Raw genomic sequence first — 20,336 nt, 5'->3', positions numbered from 1 at the left:
CCATGCACCATTGCACCTGCCGGGCTCCGGGGCAGGGGGCGGCCGGGCGCTAGAAGACGGACCAGCCGGTCAGCGTGGTGAAGTGGTCCAGGGCCGCCACTCCGGCCACCGAGTTGCCCCGGGCGTCGAGGCCGGGGCTCCAGACGCACAGCGTGCAGCGGCCGGGGACCACCGCGACGATGCCGCCGCCGACACCGCTCTTGCAGGGCAGCCCCACGCGGTAGGCGAAGTCGCCCGCCGCGTCGTACGTACCGCAGGTGAGCATGACCGCGTTGACCCGCTTCGACTCGCTCTGCGACAGCAGCCGGGAGCCGTCCGCGCGCAGCCCGTGGCGGGCCAGGAAACCCCCGGCCAGGGCCAGGTCGCGGCAGCTCATCTCGATCGAGCACTGCCAGAAGTAGTGCTCCAGGACGGTCGGCACGGGGTTGTGGAGGTTGCCGTAGCTCGCCATGAAGTGGGCGAGGGCGGCATTACGGTCGCCATGGGCGGACTCGGAGGCGGCGACCTCCTGGTCGAAGGCGAGGTCCGGATTGCCGCTCTCGGCTCGCAGGAAGTCCAGCATGGTGGTGCTGGCGTCGCCGGTAAGGGTGTGCAGCCGGTCGGTGACGACGAGCGCCCCGGCGTTGATGAACGGATTGCGCGGGATGCCGTTCTCGTACTCCAGCTGCACCAGGGAGTTGAAGGGGTTGCCCGAGGGCTCCCGGCCGACCCGCCGCCACAGTTTCTCGCCGTCGTCGGCGAGGACGAGCGCGAGGCTGAACGCCTTGGAGATGGACTGCACCGAGAAGGGCCGCTCCCAGTCGCCGACCCCGGTGACATGGCCGTCGACGTCGGCGAGGGCGATCCCGAAACGGTCCGCGTCCACCGAGGCGAGCGCCGGGATGTACTGCGCCACCCGGCCCCGGCCGATCTGCGGTTTCACATGGGCCGCGACCTCGTCCAGCACTGCCTGGTAGTCCATGGTGCGGTGCGTCTCCCGGTGCGATGTGGAACGGATGGATCGGCTCGCACGATAACGCGCCCCCCACCACTCATCACCCCGTGTGTTTATCTGCGTGCGATGGGTAAGCAAGCGGGTGAACGAGGCGGGCCGCGACCGGGGCCCGCCGTACGACCAGAACGGAGGCGGTCATGGCCTCACCCATGTCCGCGGGGGACTTCCTGGCGGCGCTGACGAACGAGGGCGTGCGGGTGACGCAGGTCGGCGACTGGCGGGACCACAACAGAAACCACAAGGGCCCGTGGGGCCCGGTGCACGGGGTGATGATCCACCACACCGTCACCTCCGGCACCGAGGAGACGGTGCAGATCTGCCGGGACGGCTTCGAGGGGCTGCCCGGCCCGCTGTGCCACGGCGTGATCGCCAAGGACGGCGGCGTCCATCTGGTCGGCTACGGCCGCGCCAACCACGCCGGTCTTGGCGACGACGACGTCCTGCGGGCAGTGATCGCCGAGAAGGCCCTGCCGCCCGACAACGAGGCGAACACCGATGGCAACCGCGCCTTCTACGGCTTCGAATGCGAGAACCTGGGCGACGGCGAGGACCCGTGGCCCGAGGCCCAGCTCGACGCGATCGCGCGGGCCGCGGCGGCCGTGTGCCGCCATCACGGCTGGACCGAGCGCTCGGTGATCGGCCACCTCGAATGGCAGCCGGGCAAGGTGGATCCGCGCGGCTTCACCATGGCCGCGATGCGCGACCGGATCCACGAGCGGCTCAAGTAGCACCCTCGCCCGGAAGCGTGGGCGCTGGAGACGGCCGCGGAGGGGCGGTGGGCCTCAGGCTCCCTCCTCCGCGGCCCCCTCCCGGTAGAGCGCCGCCTCCTCCAGGTCCAGCCGGCGCAGCAGCGACCGCAGCATCTCCTCGTCGATCCGCCGGGCGTCCCGCAGGTCAACGAACACCTTCCGCTCGGCCTCGATCATCTCCCGGGACAGCCTCCGATAGGTCTCGTCCGCCGATTCGCCGGTCACCTCGTTGACCGCGCCGAGCCGCTCCCATACGGCGTTGCGGCGCTGTTCCAGCACCGTGCGCAGCCGGTCGGCGAGCGGCGGCGGCAGGGCGTTGCGCTCCTCGTCGAGCAGCTCCCCCAGGCGGCTCTCGGCCGCCAGCGACGCCTGGTTCTGCGCCTGTGCCTCGGCGAGCGTCTCGGCCCGTGGATCGCGGCCCGGCAGCCCGAGCAGCCGGATCAGGGACGGCAGGGTGAGCCCATGGACGACCAGGGTGCCGATGACGGTCGTGAAGGTCAGGAAGAGGATCAGATTGCGGGCCGGGAAGGGGTCCCCGCCGTGAATGGTCTGCGGGATCGAGAAGGCGATGGCCAGCGAGACCACCCCGCGCATCCCGGCCCAGCCGACGACGACCGGCGCGGTCCAGTCGGTGCCGGGCTCGCGCTCGCGGATGCCGGGGAAGAGCATCCGCGGCACGAAGGTCGACGGGAAGACCCAGACGTAACGGGCGGCCACCACGGCCAGGAAGACGACGGCCGCGTACCAGGCGGCCTCGCCCGCGCTGTACTCCCCCAGGCCGCCCACCACGACCCGCAGTTGCAGCCCGATCAGCGCGAACACCGCCGACTCCAGTACGAAGTCGATCATGCGCCAGACCGCCGCCTCCTGGAGCCGGGTGGCGAAGTCGACCTGCCAGGAGCGGTGTCCGAGGTAGAGCCCGACCACCACGACGGCCAGCACACCCGACGCCCCGAACTGCTCGGCGGTGGCGTAGGCGACGAAGGGGATGAGCAGCGAGAGGGTGTTCTGCAGCAGCGGGTCCCGCAGCCGGATGCGCAGCCAGTGCAGCGGCACCATCAGGATCAGACCGACCACGACGCCGCCCACGGCCGCGAAGGCGAACTCCCACACCCCCTCGGCCCAGCTCACGCCCTCCCCCACCGCCGCGGCCAGCGCCACCCGGTAGGCGGTGATCGCGGTCGCGTCGTTGAAGAGGGACTCGCCCTGCAGAAGCGTGGTGAGCCGGGAGGGCAGCCCGATCCGGCGGGCGATGGCGGTGGCGGCCACGGCGTCCGGCGGCGCGACCACCGCGCCCAGCACCAGCGCGGCGGTCAGCGGCAGCCCCGGGATCACCAGATGGGCGACCACGCCGACCGCGACCGTGGCGAAGAGCACATACCCGACCGAGAGCAGCGCGATCGGCCGCAGATTGGCGCGCAGATCCAGATACGAGCTGTCCAGCGCGGCGCTGTGCAGCAGCGGCGGCAGCACCAGGGGCAGCACGATATGCGGGTCCAGGGTGTAGTCGGGCACCCCCGGGACGTACGAGGCGACGAGCCCGACCACGACCAGCAACAGCGGCGCGGGCACCGGGGTCCTGCGGGCCGCGCCGGCGACCACCGCACTGCCCGCGACCAGCATCAACAACGGCAATACGTCCATCGACCGACCCCGTCCCCGCCGGTCGTGCCGACGGTCGTCCATGTGATCCGCCCACGCGGCGCTTTAGTCTGGCAATCATGAGCGAGTGCCTGCATGTTCCCGCACTGCCGCGCCCCGAGCCGGAGCCGCGGTCCGACACCTGTCCCGAGTGCCTGGCGGTCGGCAGCCATCCCGTCCAGCTCCGGAAGTGTCTGGTGTGCGGCCACGTGGGCTGCTGCGACTCCTCGCCGTACCAGCACGCCACCCGGCACTTCGAGGAGACCGGCCATCCGGTGATGCGCAGCTTCGAGGAGGGCGAGGAGTGGCACTGGTGCTATGTGGATCAGCTCATCGTGTAGGTCCGGCTCATCGTGTAGGTCCGGCTCCGCGAACGCCCTGGTCTTGGCGTTTTCCGCGCAATGTGGGAGATCGACCTCCGCGTTTGTCGGCCCGGGCCGTTAGCCTTCACACATGATCCGATCAGCGAAGCCGTCCGACGTCCCGGCGATCCATGCGATGATCCGCGAGCTGGCGGACTACGAGCGGGCTCCGCAGGAGGCGAAGGCCACCGAGGAGCAGCTGCGCGAGGCGCTCTTCGGGGCGCATCCCGCGGTGTTCGCGCTGATCGCCGAGGAGACCGGTGGCGCCGGAGAGCCCGGCGGGCCGGTGGGGTTCGCCCTGTGGTTCCGTAACTTCTCCACCTGGACAGGCACCCATGGCGTGTATCTGGAGGACCTGTACGTCACCTCGCGGGCCCGCGGCGGCGGCCACGGCAAGGCGCTGCTCGCCGAGCTGGCGCGGATCTGCGTGGAGCGGGGCTATGCCCGCTTCGAATGGTCGGTGCTCGACTGGAACGAGCCCGCGATCGGCTTCTATGCCGCGCTCGGCGCGGAGCCGATGGATGAATGGACGGTGCGCAGGCTCTCGGGAGAGCCACTGCGAGGGCTGGCCGCTCAGGCCATGGGCACCGCCGTGACCAGCGATTCCCTGAGTGAGGCGACATCTCTTTCGAATTGAGACCGCAAACCCTCTAGCCACGCTGCGTACTCATGTGCTTACTATGAGTGATATCGCGGCTCTGTGGGCCGGGGTTCACCCGTGATGGGGGCCGTGCTTCGTCCGGGCGACACCGAACCGCAGATCGCGATAGCGTCGCAGCCAAAGTACATACAGCGCCGGTCCGTCCACCCTCCACCATAAGGGTTCGGGGCCGACGCTCCAATCAGCTCAGCTCAATCAGCTTGTGTCACCTTGGAGGTGAGGGTGTCCCAGATCGCAGGCGAGCCCGGGACCCAGGACTTCGTGGAAGTCCGGCTGCCCGCTGCGGGTGCCTATCTGTCGGTGCTGCGTACGGCGACCGCCGGCCTCGCAGCCCGCTTGGACTTCACCCTCGACGAAATCGAGGATCTGCGTATCGCCGTAGATGAGGCATGCGCGATCCTGCTGCAGCAAGCCGTGTCCGGCAGTGTGCTGAGCTGCGTCTTCCGCTTGATCGACGACGCACTGCAGGTCACCGTCTCGGCGCCCACCACTGACGGCCGCGCCCCCGAGCGCGACACCTTCGCCTGGACGGTGCTCTCCGCACTGGCGGGCAAGGTGGACTCGACCGTGGCCGAGGACCGAACGGTCAGCATCAGCCTGTACAAGGAGCGCGGCGCCGGCCCCGGACAGCCGTGACGGAAAAAGGGGGCTCCGTGAGCACTGCATCATCGCGGGGAGTGGGTACCCCGGCCATCCCGCACCCGCCGGCCCGGCCGCATCCCGCGGACTCGGAGGCGGCAGGAGACCGACCAGAGCGGGCGGACCACATGGATCAGCACGAGCAGGTGCATCAGCAGCACGATCCACATGACCGGAGCGGCGCGCGGGCGATGTTCCTCGAGCTGCGCGGGCTGCCGGATGGCTCCACCGAGCGGGCCGAGCTGCGCAACAACCTCGTGCGTATGCATCTGCCGTTGGTGGAGCACCTGGCCCGGCGCTTCCGCAACCGCGGTGAGCCGCTGGACGACCTCACCCAGGTCGCCACCATCGGGCTCATCAAATCCGTGGACCGGTTCGACCCGGACCGCGGGGTGGAGTTCTCGACCTATGCGACACCCACGGTCGTCGGCGAGATCAAGCGCCACTTCCGCGACAAGGGCTGGGCGGTGCGGGTGCCGCGCCGGCTGCAGGAGCTGCGGCTGTCGCTGACCACGGCCACCGCGGAGCTCTCCCAGCGCCATGGCCGCGCCCCGACCGTCCATGAGCTGGCCCAGCAGCTGTCCATCTCCGAGGAGGAGGTGCTGGAGGGGCTGGAGTCCGCCAATGCCTACAGCACCCTGTCCCTTGACGTACCGGATACGGACGACGAGTCCCCGGCGGTCGCCGACACCCTCGGCGCGGAGGACGAGGCGCTGGAAGGCGTCGAGTACCGCGAATCGCTCAAACCGCTGCTGGAGGACCTGCCGCCGCGCGAGAAGAAGATCCTGCTGCTGCGCTTCTTCGGCAATATGACGCAGTCGCAGATCGCGCAGGAGGTCGGCATCTCCCAGATGCATGTCTCCCGGCTGCTGGCCCGCACACTCGCGCAGTTGCGCGACAAGTTGCTGGTCGAGGAGTAGCGAGGGCGCACGCCCCACGGTGCCCGGGGCCACCCCGGGCACCGGCCCGTGCCATCGGCAGGCCGCTCGCCACTCCGCGCCTTCCCGCAGCACCGATATGCGGCTCCGCCGGCGGCATCGACAGGCGGCATCGATGTGCGGCTCCGCCGCGTGGTCCGCCCGACACCGGCTAGGACTTGGCCGGTCGATCATGTGACTACTCGCCGTCCGGGTCGTTGATGTGGACATGGGGCGGGGTGACTTGAGCGATGCTGAGTGGGAACGGCTGCGGCCGTTCCTGCCGGTCAGCAATAGGCGTTGTGGCCGGTGGAGGGATCACAGGCAGGTGATCGACGGGATTCTGCACCGGGTGCGGACTGGTGTGCAGTGGCGTGACCTGCCGGAACGGTTCGGGCCGTGGAAGACGGTCTATGAACGGCACCGGCTGTGGTCGGCGGACGGGACGTGGGAACGTCTGCTGCAGCAGGTCCAGGCTGCGGCTGACGCGGCGGGTGAGATCGACTGGGACATCTCGGTGGACTCCACCATTGTTCGCGCTCATCAGCACGCGGCCGGCGCCCGGACCGATCCGCCGCCGATCCCGGCATCAAAGGGGGCCGAGCAAGCAGAACACCAGGGCGAAACAGCGTGGCAGAGCCTGCATGCCCGCCTGGTGGAGGTGGTGCAGGAAGTGAGGGCCTGGGCCGCTCGCGGGGCGGGTTCACCAGCAAACTCCACCTGAGCGCCGACGGCCGGTGCCGCCCGCTGTCCCTCATCGTCACACCAGGCCAGCGGGCGGACTGCACCCAGTTCACGAAGGTGCTGGACAAGATCCGCGTTCCTAAGCTCGGCCCGGGCAGGCCCCGCAAGGGGCCTGACAGCCTCGCCGCGGACAAGGCCTATAGCAACGGACCCATCCGCAAGTACCTGCGACGCCGGGGAATCCGGCACACCATCCCGGAGAAGGCTGACACCCAGGCCGCCCGCCTGCGCAAAGGCTCACGCGGCGGACGGCCACCCGGCTTCGATGAAGAGCGGTACAAGAAACGCAACACCATCGAACGAGCCATCAACCGACTCAAGCAGCACCGGGCCGTGGCCACCAGATACGACAAGCGCGGCTACGTCTTCCTCGGCACAGCCACCGCAGCAGCACTCGCCATCTGGCTCAGAACATGATCGACCGGACAAGCCCTAGGCGTCGCGGGGGCCGATGCCCAGGGCCTCGGTCGCCGTCGGGTTGATCAGCAGCGCCAGGACGGCGAGGGCCGCGATGGCGGTGACCACCCCGGCGGCGATGAGCCCGCCGCCGTTCTGCACCAGCGTCCAGGCCACCGGCAGCGCCATGAGCTGAGTGATCATCGCGGGGCCGCGGCTCCAGCGGCGCCGCAGCCACAGCCCGCGGGCCGCCAGCAGCGGCAGCAGGGCCAGCGCGACCACGGTGACCCCGAGCATCTCCGCCTGCTGGGGGCTCTCCGGGTCTCCGGTCAGCCCCATGATCAGTACGTAGACGCCGAAGCCCAGCAGCACCACGCCCTCCGCGGCGGCCAGCACCGCGGCGGCGGTCAGCCGGGTGGGGCGGGGCCCGGTGGGCGCGTCGTCGGCGGCGCCGGTCGTCTTGGCGGCGGCCTCGGCGTCCGGCCGGGCCGTGGCCTGCTGCGCCGTGGCCTTCCGCTCGGTCGCCTTCCGCGCCGTGGCCCTCTGTGCCTTCTTCGCGGTAGCGGACTTCTTACTGCTCACCCCAGCAGCGTAGCCGCCCGCGGGCCGCCCGGACCCTACCCCCCTCGGGCCGGTCGTCTCGGATAGGTAGGCTGGCGCGCATGCGCGCGCTCCTTGTGGTCAATCCGGCAGCAACCACCACCAGTGCCCGCACTCGGGATGTTCTGTTCCACGCGCTCGCCAGCGATCTGAAGCTGGACGTGGTGACCACCGAGTACCGGGGCCATGCGCGCGATCTGGCCCGGCGGGCGGTCGACGGCGGCACTCATGAACTGGTCGTGGCGCTGGGCGGCGACGGCACCGTCAACGAGGTCGTCAACGGACTGCTCCACCACGGCCCCGCCCCGCGTGAATTGCCCCGGCTCGCGGTCGTCCCGGGCGGCTCCACCAATGTCTTCGCCCGCGCGCTGGGGCTGCCCAATGACGCCGTCGAGGCGACCGGCGCCCTGTTGGACGCGCTGCGGGACGGCACCGAGCGCACCGTGGGCCTCGGACTCGCGGCCGGCACCCCCGGCACCCCGGACGAGTCGGTCCCGGCCCGCTGGTTCACCTTCTGCGCCGGGCTCGGCTTCGACGCGAGCGTCATCGGCCGGGTCGAGCAGCAGCGCGAGCGCGGCAAGCGGTCCACCCACGCGCTCTACATACGCCAGATGGTGCGGCAGTTCATCGGGGAGCCGCATCGGCGGCAGGGCGCCATCACCATTCGGCGGCCGGGCCAGGACTCGATCGAGGGGCTGGCGCTGTCGATAGTCTGCAACACCTCCCCGTGGACGTTTCTCGGCAACCGCCCGGTCTACGCGTCCCCCCAGGCGTCCTTCGACACCGCCCTCGACGTGCTGGGACTCACCAAGCTGTCGACGTCGGCGGTGACCCGCTACGCCACCCAGCTGCTGATGTCGACGCCCGAGCGCGGCCCCCGCGGCAAGCATGTGGTGGGGCTCCACGATGTGGAGGACTTCACCTTGCAATCCCAGGCGCCACTGCCGTTCCAGATGGACGGTGACCATCTGGGACTGCGTACGAGCGTGACGTTCACAGGCGTACGCCGTGCACTGCGTGTGATTGTGTGAGTGAGACCGCAAAAAGTCCTTCCACTCGAACGTTTAGGCTGGCCTCCACCCACCGGAAGTACGGCTGTGACCGAGTCGACACCAAGGAATCAAAAAAAACTTTCCGGAAGGGGTTGTATCCGTCGCCGAGGTTTGCGAGTCTCTTCTTGGCGATCGGGACGGCCTCCAGAAGGCCCCCTTGAGAGCCCGAACCCCCACCTCATTCCACGGGACTGGACCAGCCCCAACTGGTCGGCGTCCCTACCCTTGCGAGGGGATTCGTGAAAGCGTTCACATTCACAAGCAACGAGCCCGCAATACGAGGAGATGGAGCAGCCATGGACTGGCGTCACAACGCCGTTTGCCGCGAGGAAGACCCCGAGCTGTTCTTCCCCATCGGCAACACCGGTCCTGCGCTGCTGCAGATCGAGGAAGCCAAGGCCGTCTGCCGCCGCTGCCCCGTCATGGAGCAGTGCCTGCAGTGGGCGCTTGAGTCCGGCCAGGACTCCGGCGTCTGGGGTGGAATGAGCGAGGACGAGCGCCGCGCCATGAAGCGCCGTGCCGCTCGCAACCGGGCACGCAACGCCAGCGCCTGAAGCCCGCACCCCGTGGCCCCCGAGCCGCAGCGCGTAGTACCCCCGATGCGCACAGCACATTGAGCTTTGAGCCCCGGACCAGATGGGTCCGGGGCTCAGTGCTTTCCGGGTACGGGGCTGTGCCCTACCGGGAGTTGCGGGGGATGTGGTCAGCGTCTCAGTGCTTCTCCCGGCGCGACACTCAGTGCTTCTCGGCACGCACCGGGAAGTCCAGCACCACACGGGTGCCGCGCTCCGGGGCGGGCACCATGTCGAACGTCCCGCCCAGCTCCCCCTCCACCAGGGTGCGGACGATCTGCAGGCCCAGGTTTCCGGCCCGCTGGGGGTCGAACCCCTCGGGCAGCCCGCGCCCGTCGTCCTGGACGGTCACCACCAGCCGGCTCTCCTCACCGCTGCCACCGCGCACCGCCGTGACCTCGACCGTGCCCTGCTCCCCCGGTCCGAAGCCGTGCTCCAGCGCGTTCTGCAGCACTTCGGTCAGGACCATGGACAGCGGGGTGGCGACCTCGGCGTCGAGGATGCCGAATCGTCCGGTGCGGCGGCCGGTCACCTTTCCGGGCGATATCTCGGCCACCATGGCCAGCACCCGATCGGCTATATCGTCGAACTCGACCCGCTCGTCCAGGTTCTGGGAGAGGGTCTCATGGACGATCGCGATCGAGCCGACCCTGCGCACCGCCTCGTTGAGCGCCTCCCGCCCCTGCGCCGAATCCATCCGGCGGGCCTGCAGCCGCAGCAGGGCGGCCACCGTCTGGAGGTTGTTCTTCACCCGGTGGTGGATCTCCCGGATGGTGGCGTCCTTGGTGATCAACTCGCGCTCGCGGCGGCGCAGTTCGGTGACGTCCCTGAGCAGGACGAGCGAGCCGACGTGCAGCCCCTTGGGCTTGAGCGGAATGGCCCGTAGCTGGATGACCCCGTCGCCGCCCTCGACCTCGAACTCCCGGGGCGCCCAGCCGCTGGCCAGCTTGACCAGCGCCTCGTCCACCGGGCCGCGCACCGGGGCGAGTTCGGCGGTGGTCTTGCCCAGATGGTGGCCGACGAGATCGGCGGCGAGCCCGAGGCGGTGATAGGCGGAGAGCGCGTTGGGGCTCGCGTACTGGACCACCCCGTCCGCGTCGAGCCGGATCAGCCCGTCGCCCGCGCGCGGCGACGCGTCCATGTCGACCTGCTGATTGGGGAACGGAAACGATCCGGCGGCGATCATCTGGGCGAGGTCGGACGCGCTCTGGAGATAGGTGAGCTCCAGCCGGCTGGGGGTCCGTACGGTCAGCAGATTGGTGTTCCGCGCGATCACCCCGAGGACCCGGCTCTCCCGCCGGACCGGGATGGACTCCACCCGGACCGGCACCTCCTCGCGCCACTCGGGGTCGCCCTCCCGGACGATCCGGCCTTCGTCGTGGGCGGCGTCGAGCATGGGACGGCGGCCGCGGGGGACGAGATGGCCGACCATGTCGTCCTGGTAGGAGGTGGGCCCGGTGTTCGGCCGCATCTGCGCCACCGAGACATACCGGGTGCCGTCGCTGGTGGGGACCCACAGCACGAGATCGGCGAACGAGAGGTCGGAGAGGAGCTGCCACTCCGACACCAGCAGATGGAGCCACTCGAGGTCGGAGTCGTCGAGTGCGGTGTGCTGGCGGACGAGGTCGTTCATGGAGGGCACACTGTGAGCCTACCCTCACCGGTGGATTAGCCTATTCGCGCATAAGCATGGACAGACAGCAGTGGTCTAGTCCAGAATATCGAGCACTGCGATCTTCCGCTCTCCCCGCACAGGAGGGCGGATCGAGGAGCCCGGAGCGCTCTGCCCTGACCGCCCGGGGTCCTCAGGTCGGCCGCTCGGCCGATGCAACTCCGGGCTGCGGTGCCGGGTGGGTTGAGGGTCCCGCCCTGGCGCCGCGGCCCGCGGGTGTCCCACCCGTCATACTCAGGCTCCCGCGCCCCATCGAAGGCCGCGGGAGCCTTTTCCGTCCGCCTCGGCGGATCTCCGTTCAGCGGGTCTCCGTCACCTTCGCCAGCGCCCGCGGCGCGTCCGGGTCCTGGCCGCGCGCGATCGTCACCTCGTACGCCAGCATCTGCAGCGGGAGGATCTCCAGGATCGGCTGGAGCTCCTCGGCGACCCCGTCCGTCGGCAGGGCGAACCCCGCCGAGGCCCGCTCCACCTCCGACGCGCTGCCGATGACGACGAGGTCGGCGCCCCGGCCCCGCAGCCGCTCCAGGACCGGCTGCAGCGCCTGGCCGCCCTTGCCCTCGGTGACGATCGCGATCACCGGCGAGATGTTGTCGACCATGGCGAGCGGACCGTGCAGCAGATCGGCGCCGGAGTAGGAGAGCGCCGGGATGTAGCTGGTCTCCATCAGCTTCAGGGCGGCTTCCTTGGCGGTCGGATAGCCGTAGCCCCGGGAGGTGAGGACCATCCGCTCGGCGAAGCGGTAGCGCGCCGCGAGCTGCCGGACCTCGTCCTGGCGGTCGAGGATCTGCTGGGCGAGGTCGGGCAGCGCCTTGGCGGCCGCGCCGTCGCCGCCGCGCAGCCCCTCCACGAAGAGGTAGAGGGCGAGGAGTTCGGCGGTGTAGGTCTTGGTCGCGGGCAGCGCCTTCTCCGGCCCGGCCAGGACGTCGATGTGGAACTCGGAGACGGCCGCGAGCGGCGAGTCGGCGTTGTTGGTCACCGCGAGGGTGATCGCACCGGCCGCGCGGGCGGCCTCGGTGGAGGCCACCAGGTCCGGGGAGCCGCCGGACTGGCTGACGGTGATCACCAGCACATCGGTGAGGTCCGGCTGGGCGCCGTACGCGGTGGTGGTGGACATGGAGGTCAGACCGCACGGCTTGCCGAGCAGCACCTCGAGCAGGTACTTGGCGTACAGCGCCGCGTTGTCCGAGGTGCCCCGGGCGGTGAGCAGGACGAAGCGCGGGTTGCGGGCGGCGATCCGCTCCGCGACCTCGCGGATCCGCGGGGCGCCCTGGTCGAGGATGCGGCGCAGCACGGCGGGCTGCTCGGCCATCTCGCCGGACATGATCCGGCCCGGCTGGTCGCTGCGCTGGGCCGTCGTCGTGGCGGACATGCTGGGTGCCTCCAGGTGGCTCTGTGCCGGCTGTGCTGAGGGGGCTGGGATCAGTCCCCGGAGTGGTCACCGGCGCCGATGCCGGCGATCACCTCGGCCGCCGCCCGTCCACACACCCGGGCGGCGCCGTGGGTCGCGATGTGCAGCGCTCCGGCGGGCGGCGCCTGGGGCACTCCCATCTCGACGACGACCGTCTCCGGCCGGGCGGCGAGCAGGGCGTCCAGCGCGTCGGCCATCCAGGGGTGCCGGTGGACATCGCGGACCACAGCGACGATCCTACGGTCCGCCGCGGTGACGAGCATATTTTCGATCAGCGCGGGGACGCCCCGGGCCTCGGCGTCCTGCCGCCCGTAAGTGGCGGTCCCGGTGCCGGGGCGCAGCCGGGCCAGTTCGGCGCCGACGCCCCAGGGGGTCTCCTCGCCGACGGCGATGTTGGCGACCGGAGTGAGGGCGGCGACGTAGGCGGGCCCGGTCACCGGCTCGTACGACAGCCCGGCCGGAGTGACTCTGAGCGCCCGGCGCGCGGCGGCGAGCCCCACCCCCGCGGCGGGCTCGATGCCATGCGCCGCGCGCGGTCCGGCGGAGTGCCGCGTCCACTCCCCCAGGGCGCGCACCCGCGCCGCCGCCTCGGCCAGCCGCTCCTCCGCCAGCCGTCCCTCGATGACGGCCGTGACCAGCGCGTCGCGCAGCCGCAGCACGGTGTCCTCGTCGGCGAGTCCGCCGCCCACGCAGATGGCGTCGGCGCCCGCGGCGATCGCCATGACGCTGCCGTGCTCGATGCCGTACGCGTCGGCGATGGCCCGCATCTCCATGCCGTCGGTGACGATCAGCCCGTCGAAGCCGAGGCCGCCGTCGGCCACGGGCCGGCGCAGCAGGCCGTGCAGCGCGGCGGGGCTGAGGGTGGCGGGCAGGTCGGGGTCGAGCACGGGCAGCAGGATGTGCGCGCTCATCACGGCCTTGGTCCCGGCGGTGACGGCGGCGCGGAAGGGCACCAGTTCGCGGGCGGTCAGGGTGTCGAGTCCGGCGTCGATGCGCGGCAGGGCGTGGTGGGAGTCGGTGGCGGTGTCGCCGTGGCCGGGGAAGTGCTTGGTGCAGGCGGCGACCCCGGCGCTCTGGAGTCCCTCGATGTACGCGGCGGTGTGCCGGGCGACGAGCCCGGGTTCGGCGCCGAAGGAGCGCACGCCGATGACCGGGTTGTCGGGGTTGGAGTTGACGTCGGCGGAGGGCGCCCAGTTGAGGTTGACGCCGCACTCCGCGAGGCGGCGGCCCAGCTCGCGGGCGACGGCGCGGGTCAGCTCGGGGTCGTCGACGGCGCCGAGCGCCAGGTTGCCGGGGAAGGAGGAGCCGGCGCGCACCTCGAGCCGGGTGACGTCGCCGCCCTCCTCGTCGATGGCCACCAGGACGTCGTCACGCTCGGCACGCAGCTCGGCGGTGAGGGCGGCGAGCTGTTCGGGCGAGGCGATGTTCCGGCCGAACAGGCCGACGGAGGCGAGCCCCTCGCCGAGCCGCCGCAGCAGCCAGTCTGGGGCGGTGGTGCCGGTGAAGCCGGGCTGCAGAACGGTGAGAGCGTCGCGGGTGAGGGTGGCGGAGTCATGCGCGAGGGTCGTCATAAACCGGGATCATCCCTTCACAGCGCCGGAAGTGAGCCCACCGACCGCCTTGCGTTGCAGAAACAGGAACAGAACCAGGATCGGGATGGCGAACAGCGAGGCCGCCGCCATGGTGGCACCCCAGTCGTCGCCGAAGGCGGTCTGGAAGCTGGACAGCCACAGCGGAAGCGTCTGGGCTCCCGGATCCTTGTTCAGGATGAGGACGAGCGGGAATTCGTTCCAGGCCGTGATGAAGCCGAAGAGCGAGGTGGCCATCAGGCCGGGCGCCAGCAGCGGGAAGATCACCCGGACGAACGCCTGCGGTCGGGTGCAGCCGTCGACCATCGCCGACTCCTCCAGCTCCTTGGGGATCGCGGCGACGTAGGCGCGGAGCGTGAGGATCGTGAAGGGCAGCACCATGACCATGTAGAACAGGGTGAGCGGAAGCAGGCTGTTCAGCATGTCGCCGTCGCGGACGAGCATGTAGACGGCGATGACCAGGACCTCCCAGGGCGCCATCTGCGCGATCATGAAGGTCACCAGGAAGCCGCGGCGCCCCTTGAACCGCATCCGGGCCAGGGCGAACGAGGCGAGCAGCGCGATCACCAGCGAGAGAGCGACCGCCGAGAGGGTCACGGTGAGGGAGTTGCCCACCAGCGTCCAGAAGTTCTCGGCGTCCATGGCCTTCTGGAAGTGGTCCAGGGTGGCGCTGGTCGGGAACCACACCGGGTCCTCGGTGATGACGTCCGAGGTCGGCTTGAAGGCCGTGGTGAACATCCAGTAGACGGGGAACGCGAAGCCGATGAAGAGCACGACGGCGGCCGCGTTGGGCCACAGCCGGGCGAGCGGCGAGCGCTTCACAGCTCGTCCTCCTCTTGCCTGAGCACGATCCGGAGGTAGTAGGAGGTCAGCGCCAGCAGGACGGCGATGGTCAGCAGCGAGATCGCGGCGCCCATGCCGTAGTGCTGATTGCCCACGCCCTCGATGAAGGCGTAGACGGGGAGGGTTTCGGTGAGCCGGTCGGGGCCGCCCTCGTTGATCGCGAAGACCTGGGCGAACGCCTTGAAGACCCAGATGACTTCGAGGAACGTCGTGGCCAGCAGAAACGGCTTGAGGAAGGGGAACGTCACCGAGGTGAAACTCTTCCAGGTGCCGGCGCCGTCGAGCGCGGCCGCCTCGTAGAGCTCGCCGGGGATGGTGGTGGTCGCGGCGTAGAGGTTGATCGCCACGAAGGGGATCGACTGCCAGACGATCAGCACGGTGATGACGAAGAACGTGGAGAACTGGCTGCCGGTCCAGTTGTAGTCCGCCATGGAGTGCCAGCCGAGCGCGTCCAGCACCCAGTTGACCACTCCGAAGCGGGCGGCGAAGAGCCACTGGAAGACGGTGGTGGCGGCGATGGTCGGCATCGCCCAGGCCAGCACGAGACCGACCGAGAGCAGCAGCCGCATCTTGCTGCCGAGGCGGGCCAGCAGCAGTCCGACCAGGGTGCCGAGCAGCATGATCAGCACGACGTTGGCCGCGGTGAAGATCACCGACCGCAGGGTGACGCGCCAGAAGTCCTCGCTGGTCAGCGTCTCGCGGTAGTTGTCGACACCGTTCCACTCGGTGAGGTGCTGGATGAGCTGCCGCATATTGAGGTTCTGGAACGACAGCAGGCCGTCCTTGACCAGCGGCCAGCCCAGCAGCAGTGCGGTCGCCGCCAGCGCGGGCAGCAGCAGGAGGTACGGGGCGGCGCCGGTCAGCCGTCCGCGCCCGGGGGTGCCCGGGGCCGGGCGGCGGGTGCCTGGCGGCTCCCCGCTCCGGCGGACCCCGGCCGCCGCCGGGCCGGGGTCCTGGCGTTCGGTCGCTACGGACATCCGGCTCAACGCTCCTGGCTGAGGCGCTTGTTCAGCTCGCCTTCGACCGACTTGGCCGCCTCGGCGGGCGACTTACCGGTGAGCACCGCGGTCATATAGGTCTTGACCGGGTTCGGGGCGTTCTCCACCGCGGCCCATTCGGGGATCAGCGGGGTGGTGCCGCCGGTCGCGGCGGCCGGCGCGGCGGCCAGCCCGGCGGGGTTGCCCTTGAGCTGCGCCTGGAGCGACTCCTTGTTGGGGATGACGCCGCCTTCCTTGGCGAGCTGTCCCTCGTAGGTGTCATTCAGCGCGATCTTCAGGAACTCCTTGGCCAGCTCCTGCTTTTCACTGCCCGCGGCGACCGCGAGGTTGGAGCCGCCGAGGAAGACGCCCTCCGGCTTGCCGGCGGTCTCACCCGGAATGGTGAAGTAGCCGATGTCCTTCTCGATCTTCGGGTTGGCCTTGATCGCGATACCGGCTTCCCAGCCCATGCCGATGAACGCGCCGGTCTTGCCCTTGGCGAAGACCTCGCCCTGCTGCGGGGTGGCCTCGTCCTTGTCCTTGGGGGCCTTGCTGAAGGACTGGTACTGCTTGTAGATGTCCATGGCCTTGCCGACCTTGGGGTCGGCGAGGTTGGAGACCCACTTCTTCCCGTCCTTCTTGACGAGGTCGGCGCCGGTGCCGATGGTCAGCCCGTCGAAGAAGTACCAGTTCTGGCCAGGGAGATAGATCGGCTCGGCGTCCGTCTTCTTCTGGATGGTGTCCAGGTCCTTGAAGAACTCGGTACGGGTCTTGGGGGTGTCCTTGATCCCGGCCTCGGCCCAGATCTTCTTGTTGTAGAGGACGACCCGGTTGGCCGCGTACCACGGCGCCGCGTACTGCTTGCCGTCGTAGACCGCGGACTTGTTGATCGACTCCGACCAGTCGGCGCCGATCGACTTCTTCAGGTCATCCAGTTCGGCCAGTCCGCCGGTCTGCGCGTACGACGGCGTCTGGGTGTTGCCGATCTCCAGCACATCCGGCGGATCGGATTCCGAGAGCGCGGTGGTCACCTTCTGCTGAATGCCGTTCCACTGCTGGATCTCCAGCTTCAGCTTGGCGCCCGTCTTCTTCTCGAAAGCGGCCTTGACATCCTTCGTCCAGCCGGCGGGCGTGGAGCCGTCCATCGCCCAGACGGTCAGCGTCTCGCCCTTGAAACCGTCCGCTCCGGCCTTGTTGTCATCGCCGTCGGACCCACAGGCCGCGACGGATACCAGCATTGCCGCGACACCCGTCGCCGCTATGAGCCCACGCTTCACTGCACTCTCCTCAGAAGGCCGGACGAGAGGTTTAATGGTCCAGACCAGTGCCCGCAGCTTGGCCTAGACCTTTTGGGGTGTCAAGGGTGTATAAGAGTCACCGGCGGCTCCGTTACCGGACCGACACTTCCCGACATCCGGACCGAGCGGATGCCCGGAGCCGGGACCGTGCCACGATGTGAGGCGCTGGATTCTTCAGGAGACCGGTGACGGCGGCAGACGCCGGTGACGGCAGCGGACCAGGAGTCGGAAGGGCGCGCGATGGAGACCGAGGGGGCAACGGCGGCAGCGGCGGCCATCACGACGGCCGAGAGCGACGGCAACGGCTCCGCTGGGGCGCGCACCGCGCGCGTCCCGAAGTACTACCGTCTCAAGCGCCACTTGCTGGAGATGACCGAGACCCTGCCACCGGGCACCCCGGTACCCCCGGAGCGCACCCTGGCCGCCGAGTTCGACACCTCGCGCACCACCGTGCGCCAGGCGCTGCAGGAGCTGGTCGTCGAGGGGCGTCTGGAGCGGATCCAGGGCAAGGGCACCTTCGTGGCCAAGCCCAAGGTCTCCCAGGCACTGCAACTCACCTCGTACACCGAGGACATGAAGGCCCAGGGCCTGGAGCCCACCTCCCAGCTACTGGACATCGGCTACGTCACCGCCGACGAGCGGCTCTCCGGGCTGCTGGACATCACCGCGGGCGGGCGGGTGCTGCGCATCGAGCGGCTGCGACTGGCCAGCGGTGAGCCGATGGCGATCGAGACCACCCATCTGTCCGCCAAGCGCTTCCCCGCGCTGCGCCGCAGCCTGGTCAAGTACACCTCCCTCTACACGGCGCTGGCCGAGGTGTACGACGTCCGCCTGGCCGAGGCCGAGGAGACCATCGAGACCTCGCTGGCCACCCCGCGCGAGGCGGGGCTGCTGGGCACCGATGTGGGGCTGCCGATGCTGATGCTCTCGCGCCATTCGCGGGACGCGGTCGGGGAGCCGGTGGAGTGGGTGCGGTCGGTCTACCGCGGGGACCGCTACAAGTTCGTGGCCCGGCTCCAGCGGCCGAACGACTGAGCGGCGCCACGGCCCGGGCCGCGCCCGGATTCGGACCGCGCCCGGATTCGGGTCGCGCTACGACTGGGCAGGGCATGCCTGACCCGCTTTCTTTCTCATACCGATATACGGACGGGTAGTGACGACCGCCGGGCCGGGGGCTTAGATTTCCTGCGCATTACACAAATGATCAGCTGGGATCCAGGTGATCGACTGTGACGCAGGTGATGAGCCGAGGGGACTGGAGCCCGCCGCATGTCAGACACGTCCGCTTCACCCGGCAGGAGACCGGTCGTGACGCCTACGCGCGTCGTGGCCGCTCTGTGCCTGATCGCACCCTTTGTCGGGATGCTCTGGGTCGGCTCGTACGCCAAGGTCGAGCCGACTCTCATCGGGATCCCGTTCTTCTACTGGTACCAGATGCTCTGGGTGCCAATCTCGGCCGTGCTGACCTCGGTCGCCTACATCCTGGTCCGCCGCGAGCAGCGGGCACGCAAGGGGGGTGAGTCGGCATGAACGACGGAGTGAACGGCGTCGCACTCGCCGTCTTCATCTTCTTCTTCGTGGTCGTCACGGTCATGGGGTTCCTGGCCGCGCGCTGGCGCGCCGCCGAGAACGCCAACAACCTCGACGAATGGGGACTGGGCGGCCGCAGCTTCGGCACCTGGGTCACCTGGTTCCTGCTCGGCGGCGACCTCTACACCGCGTACACCTTCGTCGCCGTCCCGGCGGCGATCTACGCGGCGGGCGCGTCCGGCTTCTTCGCGGTCCCGTACACCATCCTGGTCTACCCGCTGATCTTCACCTTCCTGCCCCGCCTGTGGTCGGTGTCCCATAAACACGGGTATGTCACCACTTCGGACTTCGTCCGCGGCCGGTTCGGCTCCAAGGGGCTCTCGCTGGCCGTCGCGGTCACCGGCATCCTCGCCACCATGCCGTACATCGCCCTCCAGCTCGTCGGCATCCAGGCGGTGCTGGACGTGATGGGCGTCGGCGGCGGGGAGAACACCAACTGGTTCATCAAGGACCTGCCGCTGCTGATCGCCTTCGGCGTCCTCGCGGCGTACACCTACTCCTCCGGGCTGCGCGCGCCCGCGCTGATCGCCTTCGTCAAGGACACCCTGATCTACATCGTCATCGCGGTGGCGATCATCTACATCCCGATCAAGCTGGGTGGCTTCGACGACATCTTCAGCGCGGCGAACGACAAGTTCACCAAGGCGGGTGCGGGTTCGCTCGCACCCCCGGCGGAGGGCCAATGGGCCTACGGCACCCTGGCCCTGGGCTCGGCGCTGGCCCTGTTCATGTATCCGCACTCGATCACCGCGACGCTCTCCAGCCGCAGCCGCGAGGTGATCCGCCGCAACACCACGATCCTGCCGCTGTACTCGCTGATGCTGGGGCTGCTGGCGCTGCTCGGCTTCATGGCCATCGCCGCCGGGGTCACGGTCGAGAACGGCCAGCTTGCCATCCCCCAGCTCTTCGAGGACATGTTCCCCGACTGGTTCGCGGGCATCGCCTTCGCCGCGATCGGCATCGGCGCGCTCGTCCCGGCGGCCATCATGTCGATCGCCGCGGCGAACCTCTTCACCCGCAACATCTACAAGGACTTCCTGCGGCCGAACGCCACGCCGGAGGAGGAGACCAAGGTCTCCAAGCTGGTCTCGCTGCTGGTGAAGGTCGGCGCGCTGATCTTCGTGCTGGGCATGGACAAGACCGTCGCGATCAACTTCCAGCTACTGGGCGGCATCTGGATCCTCCAGACCTTCCCGGCCCTGGTGGGCGGCCTGTTCACCCGCTGGTTCCACCGCTGGGCGCTGCTGGCGGGCTGGGCGGTCGGCATGGTCTACGGAACGTGGAAGGCGTACGACACCCCGAGCGGCACCCAGAAGCACTTCGGCAACACCGCCGATATGCCCGCCATCGGGGAGATCGGCTACATCGGCTTCACCGCGATCGCCCTCAACCTGCTGGTGACCGTCGTGCTGACGTTTGTGCTGCGGGCGGTCAAGGCTCCCGACGGCATCGACGAGACCACCGCCGCCGACTACAAGGCGGACGCGGGCGACCAGGGCGTCCAGACCGACCTCCCGCCGGCCACGGCGGGCTCCCCGGGCGGCCACTGACGCCTGCGGCGGTCTGCGCCGACTGACGGCGAACGGGCCGTCGGCTCCCCCTGACTGACGGGGAGCCGGCGGCCCGTTCGTA

20 protein-coding genes are annotated in these 20,336 nt (G+C 69.7%); 11 read left to right on the top strand and 9 right to left on the bottom strand.

The annotated features are described in order from the left end of the window. Positions 1-49: 49 nt before the first annotated feature. Positions 50-961 carry a glutaminase gene (locus CGL27_RS31370; RefSeq protein ID WP_119991421.1) on the bottom strand — a complete coding sequence of 304 codons (912 nt, stop codon included), beginning with the start codon at positions 959-961 and terminating at the stop codon, positions 50-52. 170 nt (positions 962-1,131) lie between these two features. Here CGL27_RS31370 and CGL27_RS31365 point away from each other — a divergent pair, with 170 nt between their 5' ends. Beyond that, positions 1,132-1,722: an N-acetylmuramoyl-L-alanine amidase gene (locus tag CGL27_RS31365; protein ID WP_205587777.1), complete on the top strand. Its 591-nt coding sequence runs from the start codon at positions 1,132-1,134 to the stop codon at positions 1,720-1,722. A gap of 54 nt (positions 1,723-1,776) precedes the next feature. On the opposite strand, the gene CGL27_RS31360 is transcribed toward CGL27_RS31365, so the two are convergent. Next, complete coding sequence (locus CGL27_RS31360; RefSeq protein WP_119991420.1) at positions 1,777-3,387, bottom strand: Na+/H+ antiporter; 1,611 nt, start codon at positions 3,385-3,387, stop codon at positions 1,777-1,779. A 77-nt stretch (positions 3,388-3,464) separates the two neighbouring features. Here CGL27_RS31360 and CGL27_RS31355 point away from each other — a divergent pair, with 77 nt between their 5' ends. From CGL27_RS31355 to CGL27_RS31335, 5 genes are all read left to right on the top strand, one after another. Next, complete coding sequence (locus CGL27_RS31355; RefSeq protein ID WP_059147777.1) at positions 3,465-3,725, top strand: UBP-type zinc finger domain-containing protein; 261 nt, start codon at positions 3,465-3,467, stop codon at positions 3,723-3,725. A gap of 112 nt (positions 3,726-3,837) precedes the next feature. Continuing rightward, positions 3,838-4,383, top strand: coding sequence for a GNAT family N-acetyltransferase (locus tag CGL27_RS31350; protein WP_119991419.1), 546 nt, complete (start codon positions 3,838-3,840; stop codon positions 4,381-4,383). A 246-nt stretch (positions 4,384-4,629) separates the two neighbouring features. Beyond that, entirely contained in the window at positions 4,630-5,043 is a 414-nt protein-coding gene (locus CGL27_RS31345; protein ID WP_014054819.1) for an anti-sigma regulatory factor, read from the top strand. A 41-nt stretch (positions 5,044-5,084) separates the two neighbouring features. Next, the gene (locus CGL27_RS31340; protein ID WP_205587949.1) at positions 5,085-5,966 is read left to right on the top strand and encodes an RNA polymerase sigma factor SigF; all 882 of its coding nucleotides are present in this window, start codon (positions 5,085-5,087) and stop codon (positions 5,964-5,966) included. A 226-nt stretch (positions 5,967-6,192) separates the two neighbouring features. Further along, positions 6,193-7,124 (top strand): IS5 family transposase gene (locus CGL27_RS31335; protein ID WP_240450477.1). Its coding sequence is split into 2 segments (ribosomal slippage): positions 6,193-6,609 and positions 6,612-7,124, totalling 930 coding nucleotides; the frame shifts between segments, so codons are not numbered across the junction. A gap of 15 nt (positions 7,125-7,139) precedes the next feature. Here the strand turns inward: CGL27_RS31335 and CGL27_RS31330 are convergent. After that, positions 7,140-7,685, bottom strand: a complete 546-nt coding sequence (locus CGL27_RS31330; protein WP_119991417.1) for a hypothetical protein — start codon at positions 7,683-7,685, stop codon at positions 7,140-7,142. Positions 7,686-7,765: 80 nt separating this feature from the next. On the opposite strand from CGL27_RS31330, the gene CGL27_RS31325 reads away from it, so the two are divergent. Together CGL27_RS31325 and CGL27_RS31320 are read left to right on the top strand one after the other, a co-directional pair. Next, positions 7,766-8,734 (top strand): diacylglycerol kinase family protein, encoded by a 969-nt coding sequence (locus CGL27_RS31325; protein ID WP_119991416.1) that lies wholly within the window; start codon positions 7,766-7,768, stop codon positions 8,732-8,734. A 317-nt stretch (positions 8,735-9,051) separates the two neighbouring features. After that, entirely contained in the window at positions 9,052-9,309 is a 258-nt protein-coding gene (locus CGL27_RS31320; RefSeq protein WP_014054815.1) for a WhiB family transcriptional regulator, read from the top strand. Between the two features lie 181 nt (positions 9,310-9,490). Here CGL27_RS31320 and CGL27_RS31315 read toward each other — a convergent pair whose 3' ends face one another. From CGL27_RS31315 to CGL27_RS31290, 6 genes are all read right to left on the bottom strand, one after another. Next, positions 9,491-10,960, bottom strand: a complete 1,470-nt coding sequence (locus CGL27_RS31315; protein ID WP_078643520.1) for a PAS domain-containing sensor histidine kinase — start codon at positions 10,958-10,960, stop codon at positions 9,491-9,493. A gap of 337 nt (positions 10,961-11,297) precedes the next feature. After that, positions 11,298-12,368, bottom strand: coding sequence for an SIS domain-containing protein (locus tag CGL27_RS31310; protein WP_078643519.1), 1,071 nt, complete (start codon positions 12,366-12,368; stop codon positions 11,298-11,300). 50 nt (positions 12,369-12,418) lie between these two features. After that, positions 12,419-13,978, bottom strand: coding sequence for a glycoside hydrolase family 3 N-terminal domain-containing protein (locus CGL27_RS31305; RefSeq protein WP_119991415.1), 1,560 nt, complete (start codon positions 13,976-13,978; stop codon positions 12,419-12,421). Between the two features lie 9 nt (positions 13,979-13,987). After that, complete coding sequence (locus CGL27_RS31300) at positions 13,988-14,818, bottom strand: carbohydrate ABC transporter permease (protein ID WP_119991414.1); 831 nt, start codon at positions 14,816-14,818, stop codon at positions 13,988-13,990. Next, positions 14,815-15,816, bottom strand: a complete 1,002-nt coding sequence (locus CGL27_RS31295; protein ID WP_119991413.1) for a sugar ABC transporter permease — start codon at positions 15,814-15,816, stop codon at positions 14,815-14,817. The genes CGL27_RS31300 and CGL27_RS31295 overlap by 4 nt, the downstream gene beginning before the upstream one ends. Positions 15,817-15,821: 5 nt before the next feature. Next, entirely contained in the window at positions 15,822-17,093 is a 1,272-nt protein-coding gene (locus tag CGL27_RS31290; RefSeq protein WP_119991412.1) for an extracellular solute-binding protein, read from the bottom strand. Positions 17,094-17,354: 261 nt separating this feature from the next. Here CGL27_RS31290 and CGL27_RS31285 point away from each other — a divergent pair, with 261 nt between their 5' ends. From CGL27_RS31285 to CGL27_RS31275, 3 genes are all read left to right on the top strand, one after another. Beyond that, the gene (locus CGL27_RS31285; RefSeq protein WP_119991411.1) at positions 17,355-18,149 is read left to right on the top strand and encodes a GntR family transcriptional regulator; all 795 of its coding nucleotides are present in this window, start codon (positions 17,355-17,357) and stop codon (positions 18,147-18,149) included. Between the two features lie 234 nt (positions 18,150-18,383). After that, complete coding sequence (locus tag CGL27_RS31280; protein WP_078643510.1) at positions 18,384-18,644, top strand: DUF3311 domain-containing protein; 261 nt, start codon at positions 18,384-18,386, stop codon at positions 18,642-18,644. Further along, positions 18,641-20,254: a sodium:solute symporter gene (locus tag CGL27_RS31275; protein ID WP_119991410.1), complete on the top strand. Its 1,614-nt coding sequence runs from the start codon at positions 18,641-18,643 to the stop codon at positions 20,252-20,254. Before CGL27_RS31280 ends, CGL27_RS31275 begins: the two co-directional genes overlap by 4 nt. Positions 20,255-20,336: the final 82 nt, after the last annotated feature.

Origin of the sequence: Streptomyces sp. 11-1-2, from assembly GCF_003595545.1 — a bacterium.
Lineage (GTDB): Bacteria > Actinomycetota > Actinomycetes > Streptomycetales > Streptomycetaceae > Streptomyces > Streptomyces hygroscopicus_B.
This window is presented reverse-complemented; position numbering and strand designations above follow the sequence as displayed.

Bases quoted from the DNA above. Each gene is read 5' to 3' on its own strand.
- CGL27_RS31285 (WP_119991411.1), top strand. From the start codon at position 17,355: ATGGAGACCGAGGGGGCAACGGCGGCAGCGGCGGCCATCACGACGGCC.
- CGL27_RS31355 (WP_059147777.1), top strand. From the start codon at position 3,465: ATGAGCGAGTGCCTGCATGTTCCCGCACTGCCGCGCCCCGAGCCGGAG.
- CGL27_RS31295 (WP_119991413.1), bottom strand. From the start codon at position 15,816: ATGTCCGTAGCGACCGAACGCCAGGACCCCGGCCCGGCGGCGGCCGGG.
- CGL27_RS31315 (WP_078643520.1), bottom strand. From the start codon at position 10,960: ATGAACGACCTCGTCCGCCAGCACACCGCACTCGACGACTCCGACCTC.
- CGL27_RS31310 (WP_078643519.1), bottom strand. From the start codon at position 12,368: ATGTCCGCCACGACGACGGCCCAGCGCAGCGACCAGCCGGGCCGGATC.
- CGL27_RS31280 (WP_078643510.1), top strand. From the start codon at position 18,384: ATGTCAGACACGTCCGCTTCACCCGGCAGGAGACCGGTCGTGACGCCT.
- CGL27_RS31320 (WP_014054815.1), top strand. From the start codon at position 9,052: ATGGACTGGCGTCACAACGCCGTTTGCCGCGAGGAAGACCCCGAGCTG.
- CGL27_RS31350 (WP_119991419.1), top strand. From the start codon at position 3,838: ATGATCCGATCAGCGAAGCCGTCCGACGTCCCGGCGATCCATGCGATG.
- CGL27_RS31370 (WP_119991421.1), bottom strand. From the start codon at position 961: ATGGACTACCAGGCAGTGCTGGACGAGGTCGCGGCCCATGTGAAACCG.
- CGL27_RS31275 (WP_119991410.1), top strand. From the start codon at position 18,641: ATGAACGACGGAGTGAACGGCGTCGCACTCGCCGTCTTCATCTTCTTC.
- CGL27_RS31325 (WP_119991416.1), top strand. From the start codon at position 7,766: ATGCGCGCGCTCCTTGTGGTCAATCCGGCAGCAACCACCACCAGTGCC.
- CGL27_RS31360 (WP_119991420.1), bottom strand. From the start codon at position 3,387: ATGGACGTATTGCCGTTGTTGATGCTGGTCGCGGGCAGTGCGGTGGTC.
- CGL27_RS31365 (WP_205587777.1), top strand. From the start codon at position 1,132: ATGGCCTCACCCATGTCCGCGGGGGACTTCCTGGCGGCGCTGACGAAC.
- CGL27_RS31305 (WP_119991415.1), bottom strand. From the start codon at position 13,978: ATGACGACCCTCGCGCATGACTCCGCCACCCTCACCCGCGACGCTCTC.